General features: G+C 71.4%; 19 protein-coding genes, 2 pseudogenes and 1 riboswitch. Of the genes and pseudogenes, 17 read left to right on the forward strand and 4 right to left on the reverse strand.

Going from position 1 to position 20,500, the window contains the following annotated elements:
• From AB0N17_RS42815 to AB0N17_RS42825, 3 genes and pseudogenes are all read left to right on the forward strand, one after another.
• A pseudogene (locus AB0N17_RS42815) lies at nt 1-380 on the forward strand (cytochrome ubiquinol oxidase subunit I); the annotation flags it as partial.
• Entirely contained in the window at nt 377-775 is a 399-nt protein-coding gene (locus AB0N17_RS42820) for a cytochrome c oxidase subunit 4 (RefSeq protein WP_366017114.1), read from the forward strand. The pseudogene AB0N17_RS42815 and the gene AB0N17_RS42820, both read left to right, overlap by 4 nt.
• Before the next feature lie 161 nt (nt 776-936).
• A complete protein-coding gene (locus AB0N17_RS42825; RefSeq protein WP_366017115.1) occupies nt 937-2,196 on the forward strand; it encodes an Ig-like domain-containing protein in 1,260 nt (419 codons plus the stop codon).
• 104 nt (nt 2,197-2,300) lie between these two features.
• On the opposite strand, the gene AB0N17_RS42830 is transcribed toward AB0N17_RS42825, so the two are convergent.
• Nucleotides 2,301-2,702: a hypothetical protein gene (locus tag AB0N17_RS42830; RefSeq protein WP_366017116.1), complete on the reverse strand. Its 402-nt coding sequence runs from the start codon at nt 2,700-2,702 to the stop codon at nt 2,301-2,303.
• A 166-nt stretch (nt 2,703-2,868) separates the two neighbouring features.
• Between AB0N17_RS42830 and AB0N17_RS42835 the strand changes: the two genes are divergently transcribed.
• From AB0N17_RS42835 to AB0N17_RS42875, 9 genes are all read left to right on the forward strand, one after another.
• Complete coding sequence (locus AB0N17_RS42835) at nt 2,869-3,489, forward strand: heme-copper oxidase subunit III (RefSeq protein ID WP_366017117.1); 621 nt, start codon at nt 2,869-2,871, stop codon at nt 3,487-3,489.
• A gap of 62 nt (nt 3,490-3,551) precedes the next feature.
• The gene (locus AB0N17_RS42840) at nt 3,552-4,364 is read left to right on the forward strand and encodes a c-type cytochrome (protein WP_366017118.1); all 813 of its coding nucleotides are present in this window, start codon (nt 3,552-3,554) and stop codon (nt 4,362-4,364) included.
• Nucleotides 4,361-5,419 (forward strand): Rieske 2Fe-2S domain-containing protein, encoded by a 1,059-nt coding sequence (locus tag AB0N17_RS42845; protein WP_366017119.1) that lies wholly within the window; start codon nt 4,361-4,363, stop codon nt 5,417-5,419. Before AB0N17_RS42840 ends, AB0N17_RS42845 begins: the two co-directional genes overlap by 4 nt.
• Nucleotides 5,416-7,053, forward strand: a complete 1,638-nt coding sequence (locus AB0N17_RS42850; protein ID WP_366017120.1) for a cytochrome bc complex cytochrome b subunit — start codon at nt 5,416-5,418, stop codon at nt 7,051-7,053. The genes AB0N17_RS42845 and AB0N17_RS42850 overlap by 4 nt, the downstream gene beginning before the upstream one ends.
• A 123-nt stretch (nt 7,054-7,176) precedes the next feature.
• Complete coding sequence (gene trpD / locus AB0N17_RS42855; protein WP_366017121.1) at nt 7,177-8,241, forward strand: anthranilate phosphoribosyltransferase; 1,065 nt, start codon at nt 7,177-7,179, stop codon at nt 8,239-8,241.
• A gap of 168 nt (nt 8,242-8,409) precedes the next feature.
• Nucleotides 8,410-8,766, forward strand: coding sequence for a PRC-barrel domain-containing protein (locus AB0N17_RS42860; RefSeq protein WP_366017122.1), 357 nt, complete (start codon nt 8,410-8,412; stop codon nt 8,764-8,766).
• 28 nt (nt 8,767-8,794) lie between these two features.
• The gene (locus AB0N17_RS42865; protein WP_366017123.1) at nt 8,795-8,968 is read left to right on the forward strand and encodes a hypothetical protein; all 174 of its coding nucleotides are present in this window, start codon (nt 8,795-8,797) and stop codon (nt 8,966-8,968) included.
• A 77-nt stretch (nt 8,969-9,045) separates the two neighbouring features.
• Nucleotides 9,046-9,162, forward strand: a riboswitch (SAM riboswitch).
• A 192-nt stretch (nt 9,163-9,354) separates the two neighbouring features.
• Nucleotides 9,355-10,716, forward strand: a complete 1,362-nt coding sequence (locus AB0N17_RS42870; RefSeq protein WP_366017124.1) for an aminotransferase class V-fold PLP-dependent enzyme — start codon at nt 9,355-9,357, stop codon at nt 10,714-10,716.
• A gap of 73 nt (nt 10,717-10,789) precedes the next feature.
• Nucleotides 10,790-12,949, forward strand: a complete 2,160-nt coding sequence (locus tag AB0N17_RS42875) for a PQQ-binding-like beta-propeller repeat protein (RefSeq protein WP_366017125.1) — start codon at nt 10,790-10,792, stop codon at nt 12,947-12,949.
• Between the two features lie 242 nt (nt 12,950-13,191).
• On the opposite strand, the gene AB0N17_RS42880 is transcribed toward AB0N17_RS42875, so the two are convergent.
• Together AB0N17_RS42880 and AB0N17_RS42885 are read right to left on the reverse strand one after the other, a co-directional pair.
• Nucleotides 13,192-13,473 (reverse strand): Lrp/AsnC ligand binding domain-containing protein, encoded by a 282-nt coding sequence (locus AB0N17_RS42880; RefSeq protein ID WP_366017126.1) that lies wholly within the window; start codon nt 13,471-13,473, stop codon nt 13,192-13,194.
• On the reverse strand, nt 13,470-14,264 hold the full coding sequence (locus tag AB0N17_RS42885; RefSeq protein WP_366017127.1) for a rhomboid family intramembrane serine protease: 795 nt from the start codon (nt 14,262-14,264) through the stop codon (nt 13,470-13,472). Before AB0N17_RS42885 ends, AB0N17_RS42880 begins: the two co-directional genes overlap by 4 nt.
• Nucleotides 14,265-14,419: 155 nt before the next feature.
• Between AB0N17_RS42885 and AB0N17_RS42890 the strand changes: the two genes are divergently transcribed.
• The 5 genes from AB0N17_RS42890 to AB0N17_RS42910 all read left to right on the forward strand — a co-directional run bounded on the left by AB0N17_RS42890 (nt 14,420) and on the right by AB0N17_RS42910 (nt 19,804).
• On the forward strand, nt 14,420-14,659 hold the full coding sequence (locus AB0N17_RS42890) for a hypothetical protein (RefSeq protein WP_014672226.1): 240 nt from the start codon (nt 14,420-14,422) through the stop codon (nt 14,657-14,659).
• A 68-nt stretch (nt 14,660-14,727) separates the two neighbouring features.
• Complete coding sequence (locus AB0N17_RS42895) at nt 14,728-16,071, forward strand: NYN domain-containing protein (protein WP_366017128.1); 1,344 nt, start codon at nt 14,728-14,730, stop codon at nt 16,069-16,071.
• Nucleotides 16,072-16,283: 212 nt separating this feature from the next.
• Entirely contained in the window at nt 16,284-17,318 is a 1,035-nt protein-coding gene (locus AB0N17_RS42900) for an NlpC/P60 family protein (protein WP_366017129.1), read from the forward strand.
• A 236-nt stretch (nt 17,319-17,554) separates the two neighbouring features.
• The gene (locus tag AB0N17_RS42905; RefSeq protein ID WP_366017130.1) at nt 17,555-18,571 is read left to right on the forward strand and encodes an NlpC/P60 family protein; all 1,017 of its coding nucleotides are present in this window, start codon (nt 17,555-17,557) and stop codon (nt 18,569-18,571) included.
• Nucleotides 18,572-18,601: 30 nt separating this feature from the next.
• Entirely contained in the window at nt 18,602-19,804 is a 1,203-nt protein-coding gene (locus tag AB0N17_RS42910) for a hypothetical protein (RefSeq protein WP_366017131.1), read from the forward strand.
• A 42-nt stretch (nt 19,805-19,846) separates the two neighbouring features.
• On the opposite strand, the pseudogene AB0N17_RS42915 reads toward AB0N17_RS42910, so the two are convergent.
• Nucleotides 19,847-20,500: pseudogene (locus tag AB0N17_RS42915) on the reverse strand (hypothetical protein); the annotation flags it as partial.

Genomic DNA, 20,500 nt, shown 5'->3' on the forward strand with positions numbered 1-20,500 from the left:
TCCAGCACTGGCTGGGCGCCGAGGGCATGCCGCGCCGGTACGCCGACTACCTGGCGGCCGACGGCTTCACCGCCCTGAACACGGTCTCGACCATCAGCTCCTTCCTGCTCGGCCTGTCGATCCTGCCGTTCCTCTACAACGTGTGGAAGACGGCCAAGTACGGCAAGCCGGTCAACGTGGACGACCCCTGGGGCTACGGCCGTTCGCTGGAGTGGGCGACCTCCTGCCCGCCGCCCCGGCACAACTTCGTCACCCTGCCGCGGATCCGCAGTGAATCCCCGGCGTTCGACCTGCACCACCCCGAGATCGCCGCGCTCGAGCAGCTCGAGCACGCCGGTCACGGCACCGCCATCGCGGGCACCAAGGAGGCCGGCAAGTGAAGATCCAGGGCCGGATGTTCATCTGGCTGAGCTTCTTCGTCCTGATCATGGCCGTCGTGTACGGCGTGTGGTCGAAGGAGCCGGCCGGTACCACGGCGCTCTTCCTGGCCTTCGGCCTGTGCATCATGATCGGCTTCTACCTGGGCTTCACCGCCCGGCGGGTCGACGCGGGTGCGCAGGACGACAAGGAGGCCGACGTCGCGGACGACGCGGGCGAGCTGGGCTTCTTCAGCCCGCACAGCTGGCAGCCGCTCATGCTGGGCTTCGGCGGCGCGATCGCCTTCCTCAGCATCGCGGTCGGCTGGTGGCTGATCTACTTCTCCGCCCCGTTCATCGTGATCGGTCTGTTCGGCTGGGTGTTCGAGTACTACCACGGTGAGAACCGCACCCAGTAGCACGCGCGAGCGCACACCGGGAGCCCGGACCCTCCGTCAGGAGAGTCCGGGCTCCCGCCGTTTCCGGCGACCGGCGGCGGGCCCCTCTTTTGCCGCAATGTCCGTCGCCCGTACGCGTCACCTGCCGTGCCGGTCAGGTCGTCGCCTCATAGCGTGATCGTATGAATCACTCTCCGCGGACCCGCACCGCCGTCAGCTGTGCGCTGCTGGTGGCCGCCCTGGGCGCGGGCGTCACCGCCTGCGGTTCGGACGGCAACCCCCTGTCGGCCAAGCCGTACGACGCGGCGGACGAGATCTCCTTCAACGGCCCCACCGAAGCGGGCAAGCCGGCCGATCCGGACAAGCCCCTGGAGATCACTGCCGACGACGACGGCCGGATCACCGACGTCACCGCCCAGGACTCCGCAGGGCGCTATGTGGCGGGCGAACTCTCCGCCGACGGCAGCAGATGGCACAACACCGCCCCGCTGGCCGCCAACGCCCACTACACGGTCACGGTGACCATCGAGGACGACGACGGCTCACCCGGCCGCAAGGTCCTCGTGTTCGACACCAGCAAGCCCACGAGCAAGAAGCGGCTGAACGTCACGTTCGGGCCGGACGCGGGCCAGTACGGTGTCGGACAGCCCATCACGGCCCAGCTCGACCAGGAGATCAAGGACAAGGGGCAGCGCGCCGTCGTGGAGCGCGCGCTGCGCGTGGACTCCGTGCCGGCCGTCCAGGGCTCCTGGTACTGGGTGAGCAACAAGGAACTCCACTACCGGCCCAAGGACTACTGGCCCGCGCACAGCACCGTCCAGGTGCACAGCAACCTGGACGGCGTCAGGATCAGCGACCGGCTGTGGGGCGGCAAGTCCAAGCCCCTGAAGATCACCATCGGGGACAGGATCGAGGCCGTCACGGACGCCTCGGCGCACCAGCTGACGTTCTACCAGAACGGCAAGGTGATCAAGCAGGTCCCCGTCACCACCGGCAAGCCCGGCTTCGAGACCCGCAACGGCGTCAAGGTCGTCCTGGAGAAGCAGTACTTCGTACGGATGCGCGGTGTCACCGTCGGCATCGCCGAGGGCAGCTCGGACTCGTACGACCTCCCGGTCTACTACGCCACCCGGGTGACCTGGTCGGGCGAGTACGTCCACGCCGCCCCCTGGTCCGTCGGCTCCCAGGGCTACGCCAACGTCAGCCACGGCTGCACGGGCATGAGCACCGGCAACGCCGAGTGGTTCTTCGACCACATCCACGAGGGCGACATCGTCAAGGTCGTCAACTCCAACGGCGACCCGATGGAGCCCTTCGGCAACGGCTTCGGCGACTGGAACGTCGACTGGACGAAGTGGCGCACGGGCTCGTCCCTGACCGCGGGCACCTCCGACGGCCCGCCGCCGGCGGACGCGGGCCGCCTGCAGCCGACGGCCGTGTGAGCGCCCGGCGGGGGCGCGGGGATCCGTGCGCGGGGGCCCGATGGGCCCGCACGCGCGCACGCACTCCGCGCCCCGCCCGGCCAGGCGCTCAGGAGCGTCTTCTGCTAGGCGCTCAGCAGCCTCTTCTGCCGCAGCAGGGACGCCAGCGCGGAGGCGAACTCCACCGGATCCACCGGCAGCGTCACAGCCGCGTCGGAGCGGCTCCACGTGGCCAGCCACGCGTCCTGGGGCCGGCCCATGAGGACCAGCACCGGCGGGCAGTTGAACACCTCGTCCTTGATCTGCCGGCACACGCCCATGCCCCCCATGGGCACGGCCTCGCCGTCCAGCACGCAGACGTCGATGCCCCCCTTGTCCAGCTCGCGCAGCACCGCGCCCGGTGTCGCGCACTCCACGAACTCCACGACGGGGACGTCCGGCGCCGGCCGGCGCCCGGCGGCCAGCCGGACCTGTTCCCGTGTGTTGGAGTCGTCGCTGTAGACCAGCACCGTGGCGGTCGGCTGCATTGTTCCTCCGAGACGTCAGCGTCGTACGGACAGGACGGGCAGGCCCGTTCGGGCGGATGTTACTCCCGTCGTCGTCCCGATGAACACCACGTCAACACCGGTCCGGCGGGTGGCAACACTCCGAACGGCACCCCCCGGAGTGAGCGCGAGATAAGCGACCGACATAATGTCGGTCGTGGCGACAGCAACGACAGTAGAAACCGGGCACGCGCACCCGTCGGTCAACCGGCCGAACCTCACCAGCGTCGGAACCATCATCTGGCTGAGTTCCGAGCTGATGTTCTTCGCGGCCCTCTTCGCGATGTACTTCACCCTTCGTTCGGTGACCGGTCCGGCGCACTGGAAGCACATGGCCGATGCGCTCAATGTGCCCTTCTCCGCGACGAACACCACGATCCTGGTGCTCTCCTCGCTCACCTGCCAGCTCGGCGTGTTCGCCGCCGAGCGCGGGGACGTGAAGAAGCTCCGTGGCTGGTTCATCCTCACCTTCATCATGGGTGCCATCTTCATCGGCGGTCAGATCTACGAGTACACCTCGCTGGTGAAGGAGGACGGCATCTCGCTCTCCTCCGACCCGTACGGCTCGGTGTTCTACCTGACCACCGGCTTCCACGGCCTGCACGTGACGGGCGGTCTCATCGCCTTCCTGCTGGTCCTCGGCCGCACCTACGCGGCGAAGAGGTTCACCCACGAGCAGGCGACCGCCGCCATCGTCGTGTCCTACTACTGGCACTTCGTCGATGTGGTCTGGATCGGCCTCTTCGCCACGATCTACTTGATCAAGTAGCGGGGACTGCTCCCGCACATCCAGCAGCACCGACGCAGAAGATCCTGACACCGGGGTAATCCGTGAAAAAGCTCTCCGCACGACGACGCCATCCGCTGGCGGCGGTCGTCGTCCTACTCCTCGCGCTGGCGGCCACTGGGGGGCTGTACGCCGCGTTCGCACCCGCGGGCAAGGCGCAGGCCGATGATTCCGCCCAGTCCCTGACCATCAAGGAGGGCAAGAAGCTCTACGAGGTCGGCTGCGCCAGCTGCCACGGCACCGGTGGCCAGGGCTCCTCCGACGGGCCGAGCCTGGTCGGCGTGGGCGCCGCGGCAGTCGACTTCCAGGTGGGCACCGGCCGCATGCCGGCCGCCACCTCGCAGGGCGCCCAGGTCCCGCGCAAGAAGGTCGTCTACAACCAGACGCAGATCGACCAGCTCGCCGCGTACATCGCCTCGCTCGGCGCCGGTCCGAACGTGCCGACCAAGCAGCAGTACGGTCCGGAAGGCGCGGACATCGCCAAGGGTGGCGAGCTGTTCCGCACCAACTGCGCGCAGTGCCACAACTTCACCGGCAAGGGCGGTGCCCTCACCGAGGGCAAGTTCGCGCCCACGCTGGAGGGTGTCGACCCGAAGCACATCTACGAGGCCATGCAGACGGGCCCGCAGAACATGCCGTCCTTCCCCGACACCACGCTGTCGGAGAAGAACAAGAAGGACATCATCGCGTACCTGCACTCGGTCGACAGCAGCGAGACGACGAATCCTGGCGGTCTTGAGCTGGGCGGCCTCGGGCCGGTCAGCGAGGGTCTGTTCGCCTGGATCTTCGGCCTCGGCGCGCTGATCGCCGTCGCCGTCTGGGTCGCCGCTCGGACCGCAAAGGCCAAGAAGTCATGAGTAGCCAAGACATTCCAGAAGAGAACCTGCCCGCAGAGCAGGCCCACGCACATGGCGCGGTAGGGATCGCGGACGAGGAGAACCCGTTCGCCGACCCCGGTCTGCCGCCGCACGAGCACCGGATCCAGGACATCGACGAGCGGGCCGCCAAGCGGTCCGAGCGGATGGTGGCCCTGCTGTTCACGGTGTCGATGCTGGCCACCGTCGGCTTCATCGCCTCGTACGTGGCGATCCCGCACGACAAGAACATCTTCGTGTTCCCGATCGGGCACATCAGCGCGCTGAACTTCGCGCTGGGCCTGACCCTGGGCGTGGCGCTGTTCTGCATCGGCGCGGGCGCGGTCCACTGGGCCCGCACCCTCATGTCCGACGTCGAGGTCGCCGACGAGCGTCACCCGATCGAGGCCTCCCCGGAGGTCCGTGCGAAGGTCCACGCGGACTTCCGCCAGGGTGCCGCCGAGTCGGTGATCGGCCGCCGCAAGCTGGTCCGCAACACGATGTTCGGCGCGCTGGCCCTGGTGCCGCTCTCCGGCGTCATGCTGCTGCGCGACCTCGGCCCGCTGCCCGGCACCTCCCTGCGCCACACGCTGTGGGCGAAGGGCAAGCGCCTGGTCAACATGAACACGAACCTGCCGCTGCGTCCCGAGGACGTCGCCGTCGGCTCCCTCACCTTCGCCAAGCCGGACGGCCTGGAGGAGACGCAGGAGGAGTTCCAGACGGAGATCGCCAAGGCCGCCCTCATGATCGTGCGGCTGCAGCCGGGCAACATCAAGGACAAGCGCGAGCTCGACTGGTCGCACGAGGGCATCGTCGCCTTCTCCAAGATCTGCACCCACGTCGGCTGCCCGATCTCGCTGTACGAGCAGCAGACGCACCACGTGCTGTGCCCGTGCCACCAGTCCACCTTCGACCTCTCCGACGGTGCCCGAGTGATCTTCGGCCCCGCCGGCCACGCCCTGCCGCAGCTGCGCATCGGCGTGGACAGTGAGGGTTACCTCCAGGCGCTCGGCGACTTCGAGGAGCCCGTCGGTCCTGCATTCTGGGAGCGCGGATGAGTACTGCAGCGAACGAAACGCCCCGCTCTCGCGGGAAGGCACCGGCCGGCGAGCGCGTCGCCGACTGGGCCGACGGACGGCTCGGGATCTACTCCCTGGCCAAGTCCAACATGCGCAAGATCTTCCCCGACCACTGGTCGTTCATGTTGGGCGAAGTGTGCATGTACAGCTTCATCATCATCATCCTGACGGGTGTCTATCTGACGCTGTTCTTCCACCCGTCGATGAACGAGGTGGAGTACCACGGCTCGTACGTCCCGCTGCAGGGACAGCTGATGTCCGAGGCGTTCAACTCGACCCTGCACATCTCCTTCGACGTGCGCGGCGGTCTGCTCATGCGGCAGATCCACCACTGGGCCGCGCTGATCTTCCTCGCGGGCATGTTCGCGCACATGATGCGCGTGTTCTTCACCGGCGCGTTCCGCAAGCCGCGTGAGATCAACTGGCTGTTCGGCTTCCTGCTGTTCGTCCTCGGCATGTTCACCGGCTTCACCGGTTACTCGCTCCCGGACGACCTGCTCTCCGGCACCGGTGTCCGCTTCATGGAGGGCGCGATCCTGTCCGTGCCGATCGTCGGCACGTACCTGTCGTTCTTCCTCTTCGGCGGTCAGTTCCCCGGCCACGACTTCGTCGCCCGGTTCTACTCGATCCACATCCTGCTGCTGCCGGGCATCATGCTCGGCCTGATGGTGGGCCACCTGATCCTGGTCTTCTACCACAAGCACACGCAGTTCGCGGGTCCGGGAAAGACCGAGAAGAACGTCGTCGGCATGCCGCTGCTGCCGGTGTACATGGCCAAGGCCGGAGGCTTCTTCTTCCTGGTCTTCGGTGTCATCGCGGCCATCGCGGCGGTCGCCCAGATCAACCCGATCTGGGCCATGGGCCCCTACCGTCCGGACCAGGTGTCCACCGGTGCCCAGCCCGACTGGTACATGGGCTTCTCCGAGGGCCTGATCCGCTTCATGCCGGGCTGGGAGATCAACTTCTGGGGCCACACGCTCGTCCTGGGCGTGTTCATCCCGCTGGTGATCTTCCCGCTGGTCCTGGTCGCGATCGCGGTCTACCCGTTCATCGAGTCCTGGATCACCGGCGACAAGAACGAGCACCACATCCTGGACCGTCCGCGCAACGCCCCGACGCGCACCGCGTTCGGTGTCGCCTGGATGACGGTCTACCTGACCCTGCTGATCGGTGGCGGCAACGACCTGTGGGCCACGCACTTCCACCTGTCGATCAACGCGGTCACCTGGTTCGTCCGGATCTTCGTCTTCGTCGGCCCGGTCGTGCTGTTCATCGTCACCAAGCGGATCTGCCTGGGTCTGCAGCGGCGCGACCGCGACAAGGTGCTGCACGGTCGTGAGACCGGCATCATCAAGCGCCTGCCGCACGGTGAGTTCATCGAGGTGCACGAGCCGCTCAGCCAGGAGCAGCTGCACACCCTCACGGCGCACCACCAGTACGAGCCGGCCGAGATCGGCCCGGCGGTGGACGAGAACGGGGTCGAGCGCAAGATCCCGTCCTCGGAGAAGCTGCGGGCGAAGCTGTCCAACGCCTACTACGGTGAGGACAACCAGATCCCGAAGCCGAGCGTCGATGAGTACAAGGAGATCACGAGCGGCCACGGCCACCACTGATCCCCGCGTCGCCACACCACGCTGAAGGGCCCCGTCCGGGTTGCGGACGGGGCCCTTCGCCGTGTCCGGGGGTCGATAGGGTGGGGATCAACCACTGATTTCGTACGACACCAGGAGCGGCTGATGAGCGCTGTGACCCCCGCTGGAGGCGACACCGCGGCGGGCCGTTCCTGGCCCGCCCTGCTGAACGGCCTGCTGGACGGGCACGACCTGTCCGCCGACGACACCGCCTGGGCGATGGACCGGATCATGCGCGGCGAGGCGACCGACGCGCAGATCGCCGGGTTCGCGGTGGCGCTGCGGGCCAAGGGGCAGACGGTGGAGGAGATCACCGGTCTGGTCCGCACCATGTACGAGCACGCGAACGTGATCGAGGTGCCCGGCCGCACCGTCGACATCGTCGGCACGGGCGGCGACGGGGCGAAGACGGTGAACATCTCCACGATGTCCTCGCTGGTCGTCGCCGGTACGGGTGCGAAGGTCGTCAAGCACGGCAACCGGGCCGCGTCCTCGGCGTCCGGCTCGTCCGACGTCCTGCAGAGACTGGGCGTCAACCTGGACCTGACCCCCCGCCGGGTGGCGGAGGTCGCGGAGGAGGCCGGCATCACCTTCTGCTTCGCCGTGAAGTTCCACCCGGCGCTGCGTCATGTCGGCGCCGCCCGCGGCCAGTTGGGCATCCGGACGGTGTTCAACCTGCTCGGCCCGCTGACCAACCCGGCGAAGGTGCGGGCGCAGGCGGTCGGCGTGGCCGTGGCGCGCGAGGCACCGATCGTCGCCGGGGTCCTCGCCGAGCGGGGCAACTCCTCGCTGGTCTTCCGCGGCGACGACGGCCTGGACGAGCTGACGACGACGTCCACCTCCCGGGTCTGGGTGGTCCGGGACGGCAAGGTCACCGAGGAGTCCTTCGACCCCCGGGACGCCGGGCTCGACCTGGTCCCGGTGGAGGCGCTGCGCGGCGGCGAGCCGGCCCACAACGCGCAGGTCGCCCGCCGCCTGCTGGACGGCGAGCAGGGTCCCGTGCGGGAGGCGGTGCTGCTGAACTCCGCGGCGGCGCTGGTCGCCCTGGATCCGACGGACGCCCCGCTCGCCGACCAGCTCCGTGCGGGCATGGCGAGGGCTGCGGAGTCGATCGACTCGGGCGCGGCGAAGCGGGTGCTGGAGCGCTGGGTGGCCGTCAGCAACGCGTGACGGCGGGCGTCCGCGGAGGCGCGCGGGGCCGTCGGCCCGAGGGGGCGCGGACGCCTTCGGGGCCGTCGGCCCGTGCGGTCGCGGGAGTAGAGTGAAGACGTGGTGCCTCTCCCGCCGCTGCTCCATGTTGGCGCGGCGTCCGGGAGGGCGGACCGCGAGGAGCGAGACATGATCCACTCAGCCGATGTCCGCGAGTGGCGCAACCGCGACGTGATCGACCCCAGGGGCCGCAAGATCGGAGCCCTGGAAGCGGTCTACGTGGACACCGCCACCGACACACCCGCCATGGTGACCGTCCGCACCGGCATGCCGACCCGGCACCGGCTCGTCTTCGTCCCCCTCGACGAGGCGACCCTCGGGCCCGGCTACGTGCAGGTGGCCCATCCACGGGCGCAGGTGCGCAAGGCGCCGTCCATCGGCATGGACGACGTCCTGCCGGTCGAGCGGGAACACGAGATCTTCGAACACTACGACAGGCCCTACGAGGCCGGCGCCGACCAGGGACGCCGTCTGGCGCGAGGCTGACCGGCCCGGCCGGAGGATGTGGTCACCCATGGTGCTCTTCCTGCTCCTGATCATCGTGGCGATCATTCTGGGACTCATCGGCGTGGCGGCGCACGGGCTGTTCTTCCTGCTGATCATCGGCGCGGTGGTCCTCGTCGCCGACCTGGTGCTGTTCGGCGTGCGCTGGTCGCGGCGCTCGCGCCGGCACCACCTGGTCCGGTGAGGGCGGCGCCGGGCGCGCGTCCCGCGATCCGGACACGAGTTGCGGGCCGGTGATCGGTTCGCGTACGTTCCTGTCCAGGTCATGAGTGACAGTCATGAGGCCCCGGCCGACTGTCCGGCAACCCTCCGTCCGTGGCGGGGTGCCCCGGGTGAAGACCAGGTCGTGGGCAGCGAGGTCCACGGCAAGCGCGGACCCCTCGCGCGCTTCTCAGAGCGCGGGACCAGGGGTCCTGGTCGTTCGAGGGAGCCTTCCGTGAGCAAGCGAATGCGATAGGGCCGCAGAGCCCCGCCTCCGCGTTTCCCTTTTCTTCTTCTCCGCGTTCTTCTCCGCGCTCGAGCCCCGTCCGCTCGCGCGGCGATGTCACCTCGCCTCACGGGAGTTCACCCATGTCCGTCTTCACCCCTGCCGCCGACCGGTCCGTCCGTGCCCCGCTGTCCGTCCTGGGCCGGGACGTCACCGTCCCGCTCGTCACCGGCGGCGAGGTCACCTACGCCGCGCTCGACTACGCGGCCAGCGCCCCCGCCCTGCAGCGCGTCTGGGACGACGTCGCCGCCTACGCGCCGTACTACGGCAGCGTGCACCGCGGCGCCGGCTACCTCTCCCAGCTCTCCACCGACCTGTTCGAGAACGCCCGCAGGACGGTCGCCGACTTCCTCGGCTGCCGCGCCGACGACCAGGTGATCTTCACCCGGTCCACCACCGACTCCCTCAACCTGCTGGCCCGCGCCCTCCCCGCCGACTGCCAGGTCTTCGTCTTCGAGACCGAGCACCACGCCTCCCTGCTGCCCTGGCAGGACGCCCGCGTGACCTACCTCGACGCCCCGAGCACCCCGGGGCAGGCCGTGGCGACCCTGGAGCGGGCCCTCGCCGGCCGTGACCTGTACGGCCCGGCCCTGGTGTGCGTCACCGGCGCCTCCAACGTCACCGGTGAGCTGTGGCCGGTGCGGGAACTGGCCGCCGCCGCGCACGCGCACGGCGCCCGGATCGTCCTGGACGCCGCCCAGCTCGCCCCCCACCACCCCGTGGACATCCGTGACCTGGACGTCGACTGGGTCGCCCTCTCCGGCCACAAGCTGTACGCACCCTTCGGCTCCGGGGTGCTGGCCGGCCGCGCCGACTGGCTGCGCGCGGCCGAGCCGTACCTCGCGGGCGGCGGCGCCAGCCGCAAGGTCACCCGGCGCACCGACGGGGGAGTGGACGTGGAGTGGCACGACAGCGCCGCCCGCCACGAGGCCGGCTCGCCGAACGTGATCGGCGCCTACTCCATCGCCTCGGCCTGCAAGGCCCTCACCGACGCCGGCTGGGACGGCCTGGTCGCCCGTGAGCAGCAGCTGATCGCCCGGGTCCGCGAGGGCCTGGCCGAGGTCCCCCAGGTCCGGATCCTCTCCCTCTTCGGCGACGACGCCCCGCGCGTCGGCGTCATCTCCTTCGTCGTCGAGGGCTGGAACAGCTCCCACTTCGCCGCCGCGCTCTCCGCCGAGTACGGCATCGGCGTCCGCGACGGCCTCTTCTGCGCCCACCCGCTGGTCCGCACGCTGCTCGGCACCGACCCCCAGACCCAGGGCGAGTGCGGCGCCCCCGAGGCGGCGCCCGGCGAGAAGTCCCTGAACGCCATCCGGGTCAGCTTCGGTGCGGGCACCCCCGACGAGCACGTCGAGCGCTTCGTGACCGCCGTCCGGGAACTGGTGACCCAGGGCGCGAAGTGGACGTACCGCACGGAGGACGGCCGCTGCGTGCCGGCGGTGTGACGGCTGGGCGAAGCACGGCGGACGGTGCCGCATACACTCCCCCTGGCAGCAGCTGACCCGGGGGGAGCACCACGTGCACGCGCTGCGCGCAACCGACCCACGACACGTCGGCCCGTACGAGGTCCTCGGCAGACTCGGCGCCGGCGGCATGGGCGAGGTCTACCTCGCCGAGTCGCGCACCGGCCTCCGGCTCGCGGTGAAGGTCGTACGGACCGAGCACGCCGAGGACCGCACCTTCCGTGCCCGGTTCCGCCACGAGGTGCGTGCCGCGCAGACCGTCGGCGGCGCCGGCACCTTCGCGGCCCGCGTGGCGGACGCCGACACGGAGGCCGAACGGCCCTGGATGGCCACGGAGTTCGTGCCCGGTCCGAATCTGCGCGACGCCGTCCTGGACCACGGCGCGCTGCCGGGGCGCGCGGTCCGGGTGCTCGCCGCCGCGCTCGGTGAGGCGCTCGCCGCCATCCACGCGGGCGGCCTGGTCCACCGCGACCTGAAGCCGTCCAACATCCTGCTCGGCCCGGACGGGCCCCGCGTCATCGACTTCGGGATCGTGCGGGCCCTGGAGGCGACCGCGCTGACCCGCACCGGAGCCGTCGTCGGCTCGGTCGGCTACGTCTCGCCCGAGCAGATCCGCAACGGCGGCCAGGTCGGGCCGCCGAGCGACGTCTTCTCCCTCGGCGCGGTCCTCGCCTACGCGGCGGCCGGCCGCGAGCCCTTCGGCGAGGGCCAGGACTCGGTGATCCTGCTGCGCATCCTCACCCGCGACCTCGACCTGTCCGGCGTACCGGACGACATACGCCCGCTGGTGGCGGCCTGTCTGCACGAGGACCCGCTGAAGCGCCCGCTGCCGGCGGAGGTGGTGGCGAGCGCCGGCTTCACCCCGCAGACCCTGCGCGGCGCGGTCCGTCCGGGCTGGTACGGCCCCGCGGCCCGGCCGCAGCCGGCCCCGGACCCCCGCCCGAGCGGCGTCGAGTACCTCGCGCCCGCCCTCGCCCCTGAGCCGGAGACGCCCGCACCCCCGCCCGCCACACCCGTCACACGCATCACCGCTCTCTCCCGCCACCTCGGCCCGATAGCCCCCGGCCGGCGCCGGCTGCTGAAGGCGCTGGGCGGCGGAGCCGTGGTCGTGGCCGGTGCGGGAGCCGGCGACTGGATCTGGCGGCACCTGACGACCACGTCGGAGGGCGGGAGCGGCGGCTCGTCCCCGCAGGAGCGGCTGGGGAGCGTTCACGGCGTCGAGGACACCGGCCGCTCCGCCGTGCTGCGCTGGCAGTACGACGTCGGCGGCATCGGCGGTCTGGACGGCCCCTGCTGCGCGCTGTCCCCGGACGGCTCCGCCGTCTACGTCGGGACCTCGGACGGCGTGCTGCACGCCGTCTCCCGCGACGGCTCCCGGCGCTGGAAGGTCCGGCTCGGCGACGACGTGAACACGCCGGTGGCGACCCGGCACGGGGTGTACTGCGTGGTCGGCTTCCACGCCGACGACGTCCGCCGGCTGACCGCCGTGGACCTGTCGGGCAGCCCGCGGTGGACGCACGAGCTCGGCGTGCAGGCGTACGACGTCCCGGTCCTGCTCGGCGACGACGTGCTCGTCTCCGTCGGCGGCACGGACGCGGGCGGGCTGCGGCGCTACGCGGCCGACGGCAGCACCCCGTGGACCGTGACGACCCCGGGCGGGCCCACGGGCGTCCCCGTCGTCGCGGGCGGCGCGATCTACACGGGCAGCTACGGCGACATGCTGCTGGCGCTGGACGCGCGGGACGGCACCCGCAGGTGGTCGGTGGCCGGGGGTGCCGACGTGACGGTCGCCGCCCTGGCGGGCACCACCCTGTTCACCGAGTCCGCGACCCTGCGGCAGGGGTTCCGCACGAAGGACGGCCGGCGGCTGTGGCGCACCGAGGCGTACCGCGGCGCCCTGACGGCGGCCGGCCGCTCGCTGGCCGTCGGCACGGAGGAGGACTCCGTCTACGCCGTACGGGCGGCCGACGGCTCCCGGGCCTGGCACCACACCGTCGAGGGCGGCGGGACGGAGCCCCGGACGGTGGTCGCCGGCGGGACCGTGTACGCCCGGGCCGCGGACCGGGTGTGGTCCCTGGACCTGACCGGCCGCAAGCGCTGGAGCGCGGCCCTCGGCCACAGCGCCGGCGACGACCAGCACGGCCCCGTCGTCCGCGACAGCCGGCTCTACGTCCCCTCCGGCACCGGCATCGCGGCCGTGGACGTGACCGACTGAGCGGGTGCGCGCCCGGTCGCCCTAGGTCCTGTCGTCGAACTCCCGTCGTTCGCCCGGAGGGCGCGCTCTGCGGCGTCAGGTGCGTGCTCTGGGGGTCCCCCCGGCCGAAGGCTGGGGGAGTGCCGGGCCTCGTCCCTCGTACTGGATGTACTTGGGTCGGGGCCCGGTGCGGCGAGTGGGGGTGCCCCCTCTGGGGGAGCGTGCATGGTGTCGCGGGGCAGACGGGAGTTCGACGACAGGGCCTAGTTGTCCAGGCCGATCGCGAAGGCGGCTTCCAGGTCGTGCTGGGAGTAGGTGCGGAAGGCGACGTGCGTGTCGGTGCCCTCGACGCCGGGGATCTTGCTGATCCGGCCGGGGATCACCTCGGCCAGGTCCTCGTGGCGGCTGACGCGGACCATGGCGATCAGGTCGTAGGTGCCGGTGACCGAGAAGACCTCGCTGACGCTGTCCAGCGCGGCGATCCGCTCCGCGATCTCGGGGATCCGGTCCACGCTGGTCTTGATGAGGACGATCGCGGTGATCACGGCTGGTTCTCTCCCTCGGGTGCCGGAGCTGGGGCGGACTTCACTCTAGTCGCCCGCTCGTCTCCCACCACCGCCCCTGGGAGGCCGCGCTTCGCGCCCCCCTTCGTTCCGTAGCGCACCCACGCGTAGCCGAAGCCCAGCCCGAAGCCGACCAGGTGGGCGAGGTAGGCCACGCCGGGCCCGTCGGAGGCGCGGCCCGCCGCCAGCCACTGCAGGCCCGCCCAGAAGGGCAGCACCACCCAGGCCGGGAAGCGCAGCGGCACGAAGAACAGGAACGGCAGGAGACTGGTGACGCGAGCCCGGGGGAACAGGTAGAGGAACGCTCCGAGGACCGCCGAGATCGCCCCGGAGGCGCCGACCAGCGACTGCTCGGAGGCGGCGTTGGCGGCCGCGTAGCCCAGCAGGGCCAGGTAGCCGCAGCCGAGGTAGAAGAGGGTGAACTCCACCCGGCCCATCCGTTCCTCGGTCATCGCGCCGAAGACGAAGAGGAAGAGCATGTTGCCGAGCAGATGCACCCAGCTGCCGTGCACGAACAGGGCCGTCGCCGGGGTGAGGAGCTGCCGGGCCGGTCCGTCGAACAGCTCCGCCGGGACCACGCCCCAGCGCCGGAAGTACGTCCGCTGCGCGGCGATCAGGGCGTCCCCGGTGCCGTAGCCCGGGGTCAGCCCGGAGGCCGGCCCCAGGACGAAGATCAGGGCGCACAGGACCATGAGGCCGTACGTCATGGGCGCCGATGTGCTGCGTACCGCCCTGAGGGTCCGGCCGGCCGCCCTGCTCCAGTCGCTGATCATGAACACAGAGCATGACGTAACGGGACGCAAGCTGACAGAGCGCCTCGCCGCCATGGACGGACCAGCGGCGAGCTGCCGCCAGGCCGTAGGGTTACGAGCCACACGCGTCGGCCGGCGGCGCGGGAGCGAGAACGAAAAGGAAGCGGACTGCCACGATGACGGTTCCCCTGCCGACCGCGACCACCCGATGGCGCTGCACCCTCTGCGGCAACCTGACCCGGTTCGACGTGACCCGCTCGTCCAAGGTCGTCGAGTACGTCCACCTCGATCTGGCCGGCGAGCCGACGGTGGAGGAGCGCGAGGTGGTCAGTGAGACCATCGAGTCGGTGCGCTGCCGCTGGTGCAACGCCGTGGACCAGGTGGAACTCGTGGACAGGCCGGGCGCCGGCTCCTGAGCGGGGCGGGCCGAAGAAGTGACGCCGCGGACGTGACGCGGCAGAAGTGAAGTAGTGGGGTGTGACGGATGGTGGAGACCGCAGGCGGGGGGCCGGGCGACGGCACCGCCGAGGTGCTTGACCGTCCGCTGCCCGACGGCGTGCGCCGGCGGGTCGTGCAGATCGTCTCGGACGGCTTCGGCGGGCTGACCGTGGCCGAACTGCCCGCCCAATTGCGGCAGTACGCCCGGTTCGCACCCAACCGCCGGGCGAAGTTCGCCGGAAACGCCATGGCGGCGGCGCTGGAGACCGAGCCACTGTTCCGGCAGCGGATCGGGGAGAAGTTCAGAGAGGCGCAGCCGGAACTCGCCGGCGCCCTCGACTCCGGCTCGCCGCCCCCGGCCGCGGATCCGCTCGACGTGGCGGCCGCGGCCTACGTACTGCGCCCCGCGGGCTGGGTGAAGCTCGTCACCGCGGCCGGTGAGGAGGCCCAGCGTGCGGACGCCGAGCGGGCGGACGAGGAGAGCCGGGCCGAGCTGGAGCGGCTGCGCGCGGAGCTGGCCCACGCCCGTGACCACACCCGGGCCGAGAGCGAACGGCTGCGCGCGGAGCTGGAGTCGGCGAGGAAGGAAGCGGAATCGCTGCACCGCAAGCTCCGTGCCGCCCTCAGCGACGTGAAGCGCGGCGAGGCCGCGCTGCGCAAGGTGCAGGGTGAGATCGACGCCGTCCGCACGGAGGCGCAGGCGCAGGTGTCGACGGCGGAGAGCGAGTCGCGCCGGCTCAAGGCCCGCCTGGGCGAGGCCGAGGCCGCGCTGGAGGCGACCCGGCGGGCGGCCCGTGAGGGGCGCAGCGTGGAGGACATGCGGGTACGGCTGCTGCTCGACACCCTGCTGGACGCGGCCCAGGGGCTGCGGCGCGAACTCGCCCTGCCCCCGGTGTCCGTGCGGCCGGCCGAGACGGTCGACGCGGTCGAACCGGGACGTATGACCCCCAAGGACATCGCGGCCCGCGCCCTGTCCGAGCACGATCCGGCCATCCTCGACCAGCTGCTCGCGCTGCCGCAGGTCCATCTGGTCGTCGACGGCTACAACGTCACCAAGACCGGCTATCCGCAAATGCCGCTGGAGAAGCAGCGGCTGCGGCTCCTCGGCCAGCTCTCCGCGCTCGCCGCCCAGACCGGTGCCGAGGTGACCTGCGTCTTCGACGGCGCCGAACTGGCCGCGCCGGTGCTGCTCGCGCCGCCGCGCGGGGTGCGGGTGCTGTTCTCCAAGCCGGGCGTCACGGCCGACGAGCTGATCCGGCAGCTGGTGCGCGCGGAGCCGCCGGGCCGTCCGGTCATCGTCGCCTCCACCGACCGGGAGGTGGCCGACGGGGTCGCCAAGGCGGGTGCCCGTCCGGTCGCGTCTGCGGTGCTTCTGAAGCGACTGTCCTGAAGGTCCAACCGGCATATGCAATGCCCGAATTGGCCGTATCGTCACGCAACGTAGCGTCAATCGCGTATCACCGCCTGTGAGTTGTGTGCAAAGAATGCATTGCGTGACGGGATTTTTTGGTGTGAGGATTTGAACTGATCACAAGTGGGTCACTAGGGTCTGGGCTCGAACCTCCGAACGGGTGAACACTCACAAGAAGGAGTTCGTCCTCCGTGGCGTCCCATCGTCGACCCAAGCAGCAGAGTCGCGCTCGCGTGACCGTGCTGACCACCGCAGCCGCCGCTGCCGTCGTGCTGAGCGCGAACGCGGCCAACGCCGCGCCGAGCGAGAAGCTCAGCAAGGACCAGGTCAAGTCCAAGGTCGACAAGCTGTACGAGCAGGCCGAGCAGGCCACCGAGAAGTACAACGGCGCCAAGGAGAAGCAGCAGAAGCTGCAGAAGGAAATCTCCACCATCCAGGACAACGTCGCCCGCGGTCAGCAGGAGCTGAACAAGCTGCGCGACGGCCTCGGTTCGATGGCCACCGCCCAGTACCGCTCCGGCGGCATCGACCCCTCGGTCCAGCTCTTCCTGTCCTCCAACCCGGACGACTACCTGGACAAGGCGTCCACGCTCGACCAGTTGAGCAGCCAGCAGGTCGACGCCCTGAAGAAGATTCAGGACAAACAGCGCGAACTCGCCCAGGAGCGTTCCGAGGCCACCGAGAAGCTCAAGGACCTCGCGGCCACCCGTACGGAGCTGGGCAACAAGAAGAAGGAAGTCCAGGGCAAGCTCGCCGAGGCGCAGAAGCTGCTCAACACCCTGACCGCCAAGGAGAAGGCGGAGCTGGCCGCGAAGCAGCAGCGCGCCGACCGCTCCTCCAGCGAGCGGGTCGACCTCGGTGACGCCCCGCCGGCCTCCGGCCGCGCCTCGGCCGCCTTCGCCGCCGCCCAGGCCCAGATCGGCAAGCCGTACGTCTACGGCGCCACCGGCCCCTCCTCCTTCGACTGCTCGGGCCTGACCTCCTACGCGTACGCCCAGGCCGGTGTTTCCATCCCGCGCACCTCCGAGGCGCAGGCCGGCATAGGCACCCGCATCTACAGCCAGAGCGACCTCAAGGTCGGCGACCTGGTCTTCTTCTACGGCGACATCCACCACGTCGGCCTGTACGCCGGCAACGGGCAGGTGCTGCACGCCCCGCACACCGGTGCCGTGGTGCGCTACGAGGCGATGTCGGACATGCCGTTCCAGTTCGGCGTCCGGGTCTGAAACCTCCCGGGCGTCCACCCGGGTGCCGCCCGAACGGGCGAATCCCCGGGACCCGAACTGACTCCACGCCCCGCCGGTGACCTGCGTCAGCGGCGGGGCGTCAGCGTGCGTTGACCATGACGTCTTTGGTCGCGTCCCTCCCGCACGGCTACTGTCTGCCGCGTTTCCCCGGCACCAGGGCCTCCCCGTCCCCGGCGCCGGGGGAGCTGTCCCTGTCCGTGAGCAGAAGGACTGCCGTGGGGTCCCATCGCCGCCTTGCACCGTCCGGATTCGACCGGGGCGCAGCCGCCCTGTGCGTGCTGTCGGCCGCCGCCGCACTCGGCGCCGTACCGGCGCACGCAACGCCGCACGGCGACACCCGGGCGGAGGTCGACCGCCTCTACACGGAGGCCGAGCAGGCGACCCAGGCCTACGACAAGGCCGACGAACGCGCCGGGGTGCTGCGCCGCGAGGTGCACGACGCCCAGGACCACATCGCCCGCCGGCAGCAGCGCGTCAACGCCCTGCGCGAGCAGCTCGGTTCGCTGGCCGGCGCCCAGTACCGCTCCGGCGGTGTCGACCCGGCGGTCGCGCTGCTCTTCTCCGACGACCCGGCCGATTACCTCGACAAGGCCGCCACCCTCGACCGGATCGGCGCCCAGCAGGCCGGTCAGCTCCGGCAGTTGCAGTCCGAGATGCGGGGGCTCGCCCAGGAGCGCGCGGAGGCCGCCGGGAAGCTCGCCGAGCTGGAGCGGAGCCGCAGGGCCGTCGCCGCGCACAAGAAGACGGTGGAGACGAAGCTCGCCAAGGCCCGCGAACTCCTCGGCACCCTGTCCGCCGCCGACCGCGCCGCCTACGGCCGGGCCTCGCGCTCCGACGGCTCCGACCGCCTCGGCCTGCCCGACCCGACCGGTGCCGTCGCCCCCGACGCCCGCGCCGCCGCCGCGGTGGCCGCCGCCCGCTCCGCCCTCGGCCGCCCCTACGTGTGGGGCGCCAACGGCCCGTCCGGCTTCGACTGCTCGGGCCTGATGCAGTGGTCGTACGGGCATGCCGGCGTCCATCTGCCGCGCACCTCGCAGGAGCAGCGCTTCGCCGGCCGGCAGGTCCCGCTCTCCCAGGCCCGCCCCGGCGACCTCGTCGTCTACCGCTCCGACGCCAGCCACGTGGGGATGTACGTCGGCCACGGCCAGGTCATCCACGCGCCCTACCCGGGGGCCGCGGTGCGCTACGACCCGGTCGGGATGATGCCGATCTCCTCGGTCACCCGGCCCTGACATCCCGCCCGCGCGCCGTACGATCGGCAGATGGCTGATCGGCGACGGGCACGGCGGGCGGGCCGCGGCGGGGCCGCGGCCGTGGGGCTTTGTCTGCTGCTCCCCCTGACCGGATGCGGCGGGGGCTCGACGGCCGACTCCGCGCGGGTCCAGGTGCAGCACGTGCTCGACCGGCGGGCGGCGGCCCTCCTGCGCCACGACGAGACGGCGTACGGCGAGACGGGCATCCGGACCGAGTACACCCGGCTGCGCGCCCTCCCGCTGGCCTCCTGGGCCTACCACGTCACCGGTGTGCACCGCACCGCCACCGGCGCCACCGCCGACGCGGACCTCAGCTACCGCATCACCGGCTACGACAGGGCCCCGGTCGACGCCCGCCGCACCCTCACGCTCGGCCGGGCCGCCGACGGGACGTGGTACGTCACCGCCGACGAGCCCGCCCGGCGGACCGGGCAGCAACTGTGGGACCAGGGGCAGGTGACCGCGGTGCGGGGCGCGCACAGCCTGGTGCTCGGCGCCGGGCAGCGCACCGCCGACCTGAGGACGTACGCCCGGCTGGCCGACCGGGCGGTCCCGGCCGTCTCCGCGGCCTGGGGAACGGACTGGACCGGCCGGGTCGTCGTCCTCGTCCCGCGGTCCCTGCAGGGCATGGCGGGGCTGCTGGGCTCGCCCGCCTCCAACTACCGGGGCATCGCCGCGGTCACCACCGGCGAGGCGGGGGGTTCCGGGCGGGCGCCCGCGGACCGGGTGGTCGTGAACCCGGAGGCGTACGCGGTGCTCGGGGACGTCGGCAAGCAGGTGGTGCTCACCCACGAGACCACCCATGTGGCCACCCGCGCGCACACCGACGCCGCGACCCCGCTGTGGCTCTCCGAGGGCTACGCGGACTGGATCGGCTATCTCGGCACCGGCCGCACCCCGCCCGACGCCGCGCCGGAACTCGCCCGCGCCGTGAAGGACGGCCGGCCGCCGACGGCGCTCCCCACCGACAAGGACTTCGGCTTCACCAGCGACCCCACCGAGCTGGCCCGGGCCTACGAGAGCGGCTGGCTGGCCTGCCGGATGATCGCAGACCGCTGGGGCACGGCCCGGCTGGGCGCGTTCTACCGGGCCGTCGGCGCCCATCGGCAGCGGGCGGGAGCGGTCGAGGACGCGCTGAAGAAGGTGCTGGGGACGACGCCGGGGGCGTTCACCGAGCAGTGGCGGGAGTACGTCAGGGCGCAGCTCGGCTGAGCGTCCCGACGGCCGTGTGCCGCCGCGCCGCCGGGCCCGGCGTCAGGAGGAGACCGGGGTCCGCCCGGTGGGCGCCGGCCGAGCGGTGAAGGGCTCGGTCACCGCCGCCGGGACGGTGGAGCACCACAGCCGGCGGGCCGCCGTGAGTCCGGCGGCGAGCAGCAGCCCGTTGCGCACCACCAGCAGCAGGACGCCGTACACGTCGCTCACCACCACGTGGCGGAAGCCGATCGGGAACTCCAGGACCGTCACGAACGACGCCGCCACCACCAGCAGCGCGGGCGCCGCCATCCGGCTCGCCCGGTACGACAGGCAGACGGCGCCCGTGCCGACCAGCCACACCAGGTACTGCGGGCTGATCACCCGGCTGGTGACCGTGAACAGCAGCACCGCCGTGAAGGCCGCCTCGGCCAGGGTGTGCGGACCGACGCGGGTCGCCCGCCGCCGCCACAGCAGCAGCCAGCCGAAGGCGCCCGCGGTCAGCGCCGGCGCGGCCCGGCTCACCAGGTCCACGTACGGGCCGACGAACTCGACCGACCCGTAGTTGAGCAGCATCTCGCCCGGCCAGCCGAAGTGCCGGGCCACGTGGAAGACCAGGGCGCCCAGCGACTCCACCTCGGTGCCCCGGTCCCGCTGGAAGGCCAGGAAGGCGAAGGCGCCCGGCATCGACACCGCGAACAGCGCCACCAGGCCGGC

It is taken from the genome of Streptomyces sp. NPDC051133, assembly GCF_040682635.1.
GTDB lineage: Bacteria > Actinomycetota > Actinomycetes > Streptomycetales > Streptomycetaceae > Streptomyces.

What these genes read in the sequence shown, in the direction of transcription:
- AB0N17_RS42865 (WP_366017123.1), top strand. Translation starts at nt 8,795, where the DNA reads ATGGTGCTCTTCCTGCTCCTGATCATCGTGGCGATCATTCTGGGACTC.
- AB0N17_RS42910 (WP_366017131.1), top strand. Translation starts at nt 18,602, where the DNA reads ATGGCTGATCGGCGACGGGCACGGCGGGCGGGCCGCGGCGGGGCCGCG.
- trpD (WP_366017121.1), top strand. Translation starts at nt 7,177, where the DNA reads ATGAGCGCTGTGACCCCCGCTGGAGGCGACACCGCGGCGGGCCGTTCC.
- AB0N17_RS42845 (WP_366017119.1), top strand. Translation starts at nt 4,361, where the DNA reads ATGAGTAGCCAAGACATTCCAGAAGAGAACCTGCCCGCAGAGCAGGCC.
- AB0N17_RS42890 (WP_014672226.1), top strand. Translation starts at nt 14,420, where the DNA reads ATGACGGTTCCCCTGCCGACCGCGACCACCCGATGGCGCTGCACCCTC.
- AB0N17_RS42825 (WP_366017115.1), top strand. Translation starts at nt 937, where the DNA reads ATGAATCACTCTCCGCGGACCCGCACCGCCGTCAGCTGTGCGCTGCTG.
- AB0N17_RS42835 (WP_366017117.1), top strand. Translation starts at nt 2,869, where the DNA reads ATGTCGGTCGTGGCGACAGCAACGACAGTAGAAACCGGGCACGCGCAC.
- AB0N17_RS42860 (WP_366017122.1), top strand. Translation starts at nt 8,410, where the DNA reads ATGATCCACTCAGCCGATGTCCGCGAGTGGCGCAACCGCGACGTGATC.
- AB0N17_RS42850 (WP_366017120.1), top strand. Translation starts at nt 5,416, where the DNA reads ATGAGTACTGCAGCGAACGAAACGCCCCGCTCTCGCGGGAAGGCACCG.
- AB0N17_RS42885 (WP_366017127.1), bottom strand. Translation starts at nt 14,264, where the DNA reads ATGATCAGCGACTGGAGCAGGGCGGCCGGCCGGACCCTCAGGGCGGTA.
- AB0N17_RS42895 (WP_366017128.1), top strand. Translation starts at nt 14,728, where the DNA reads ATGGTGGAGACCGCAGGCGGGGGGCCGGGCGACGGCACCGCCGAGGTG.
- AB0N17_RS42830 (WP_366017116.1), bottom strand. Translation starts at nt 2,702, where the DNA reads ATGCAGCCGACCGCCACGGTGCTGGTCTACAGCGACGACTCCAACACA.
- AB0N17_RS42870 (WP_366017124.1), top strand. Translation starts at nt 9,355, where the DNA reads ATGTCCGTCTTCACCCCTGCCGCCGACCGGTCCGTCCGTGCCCCGCTG.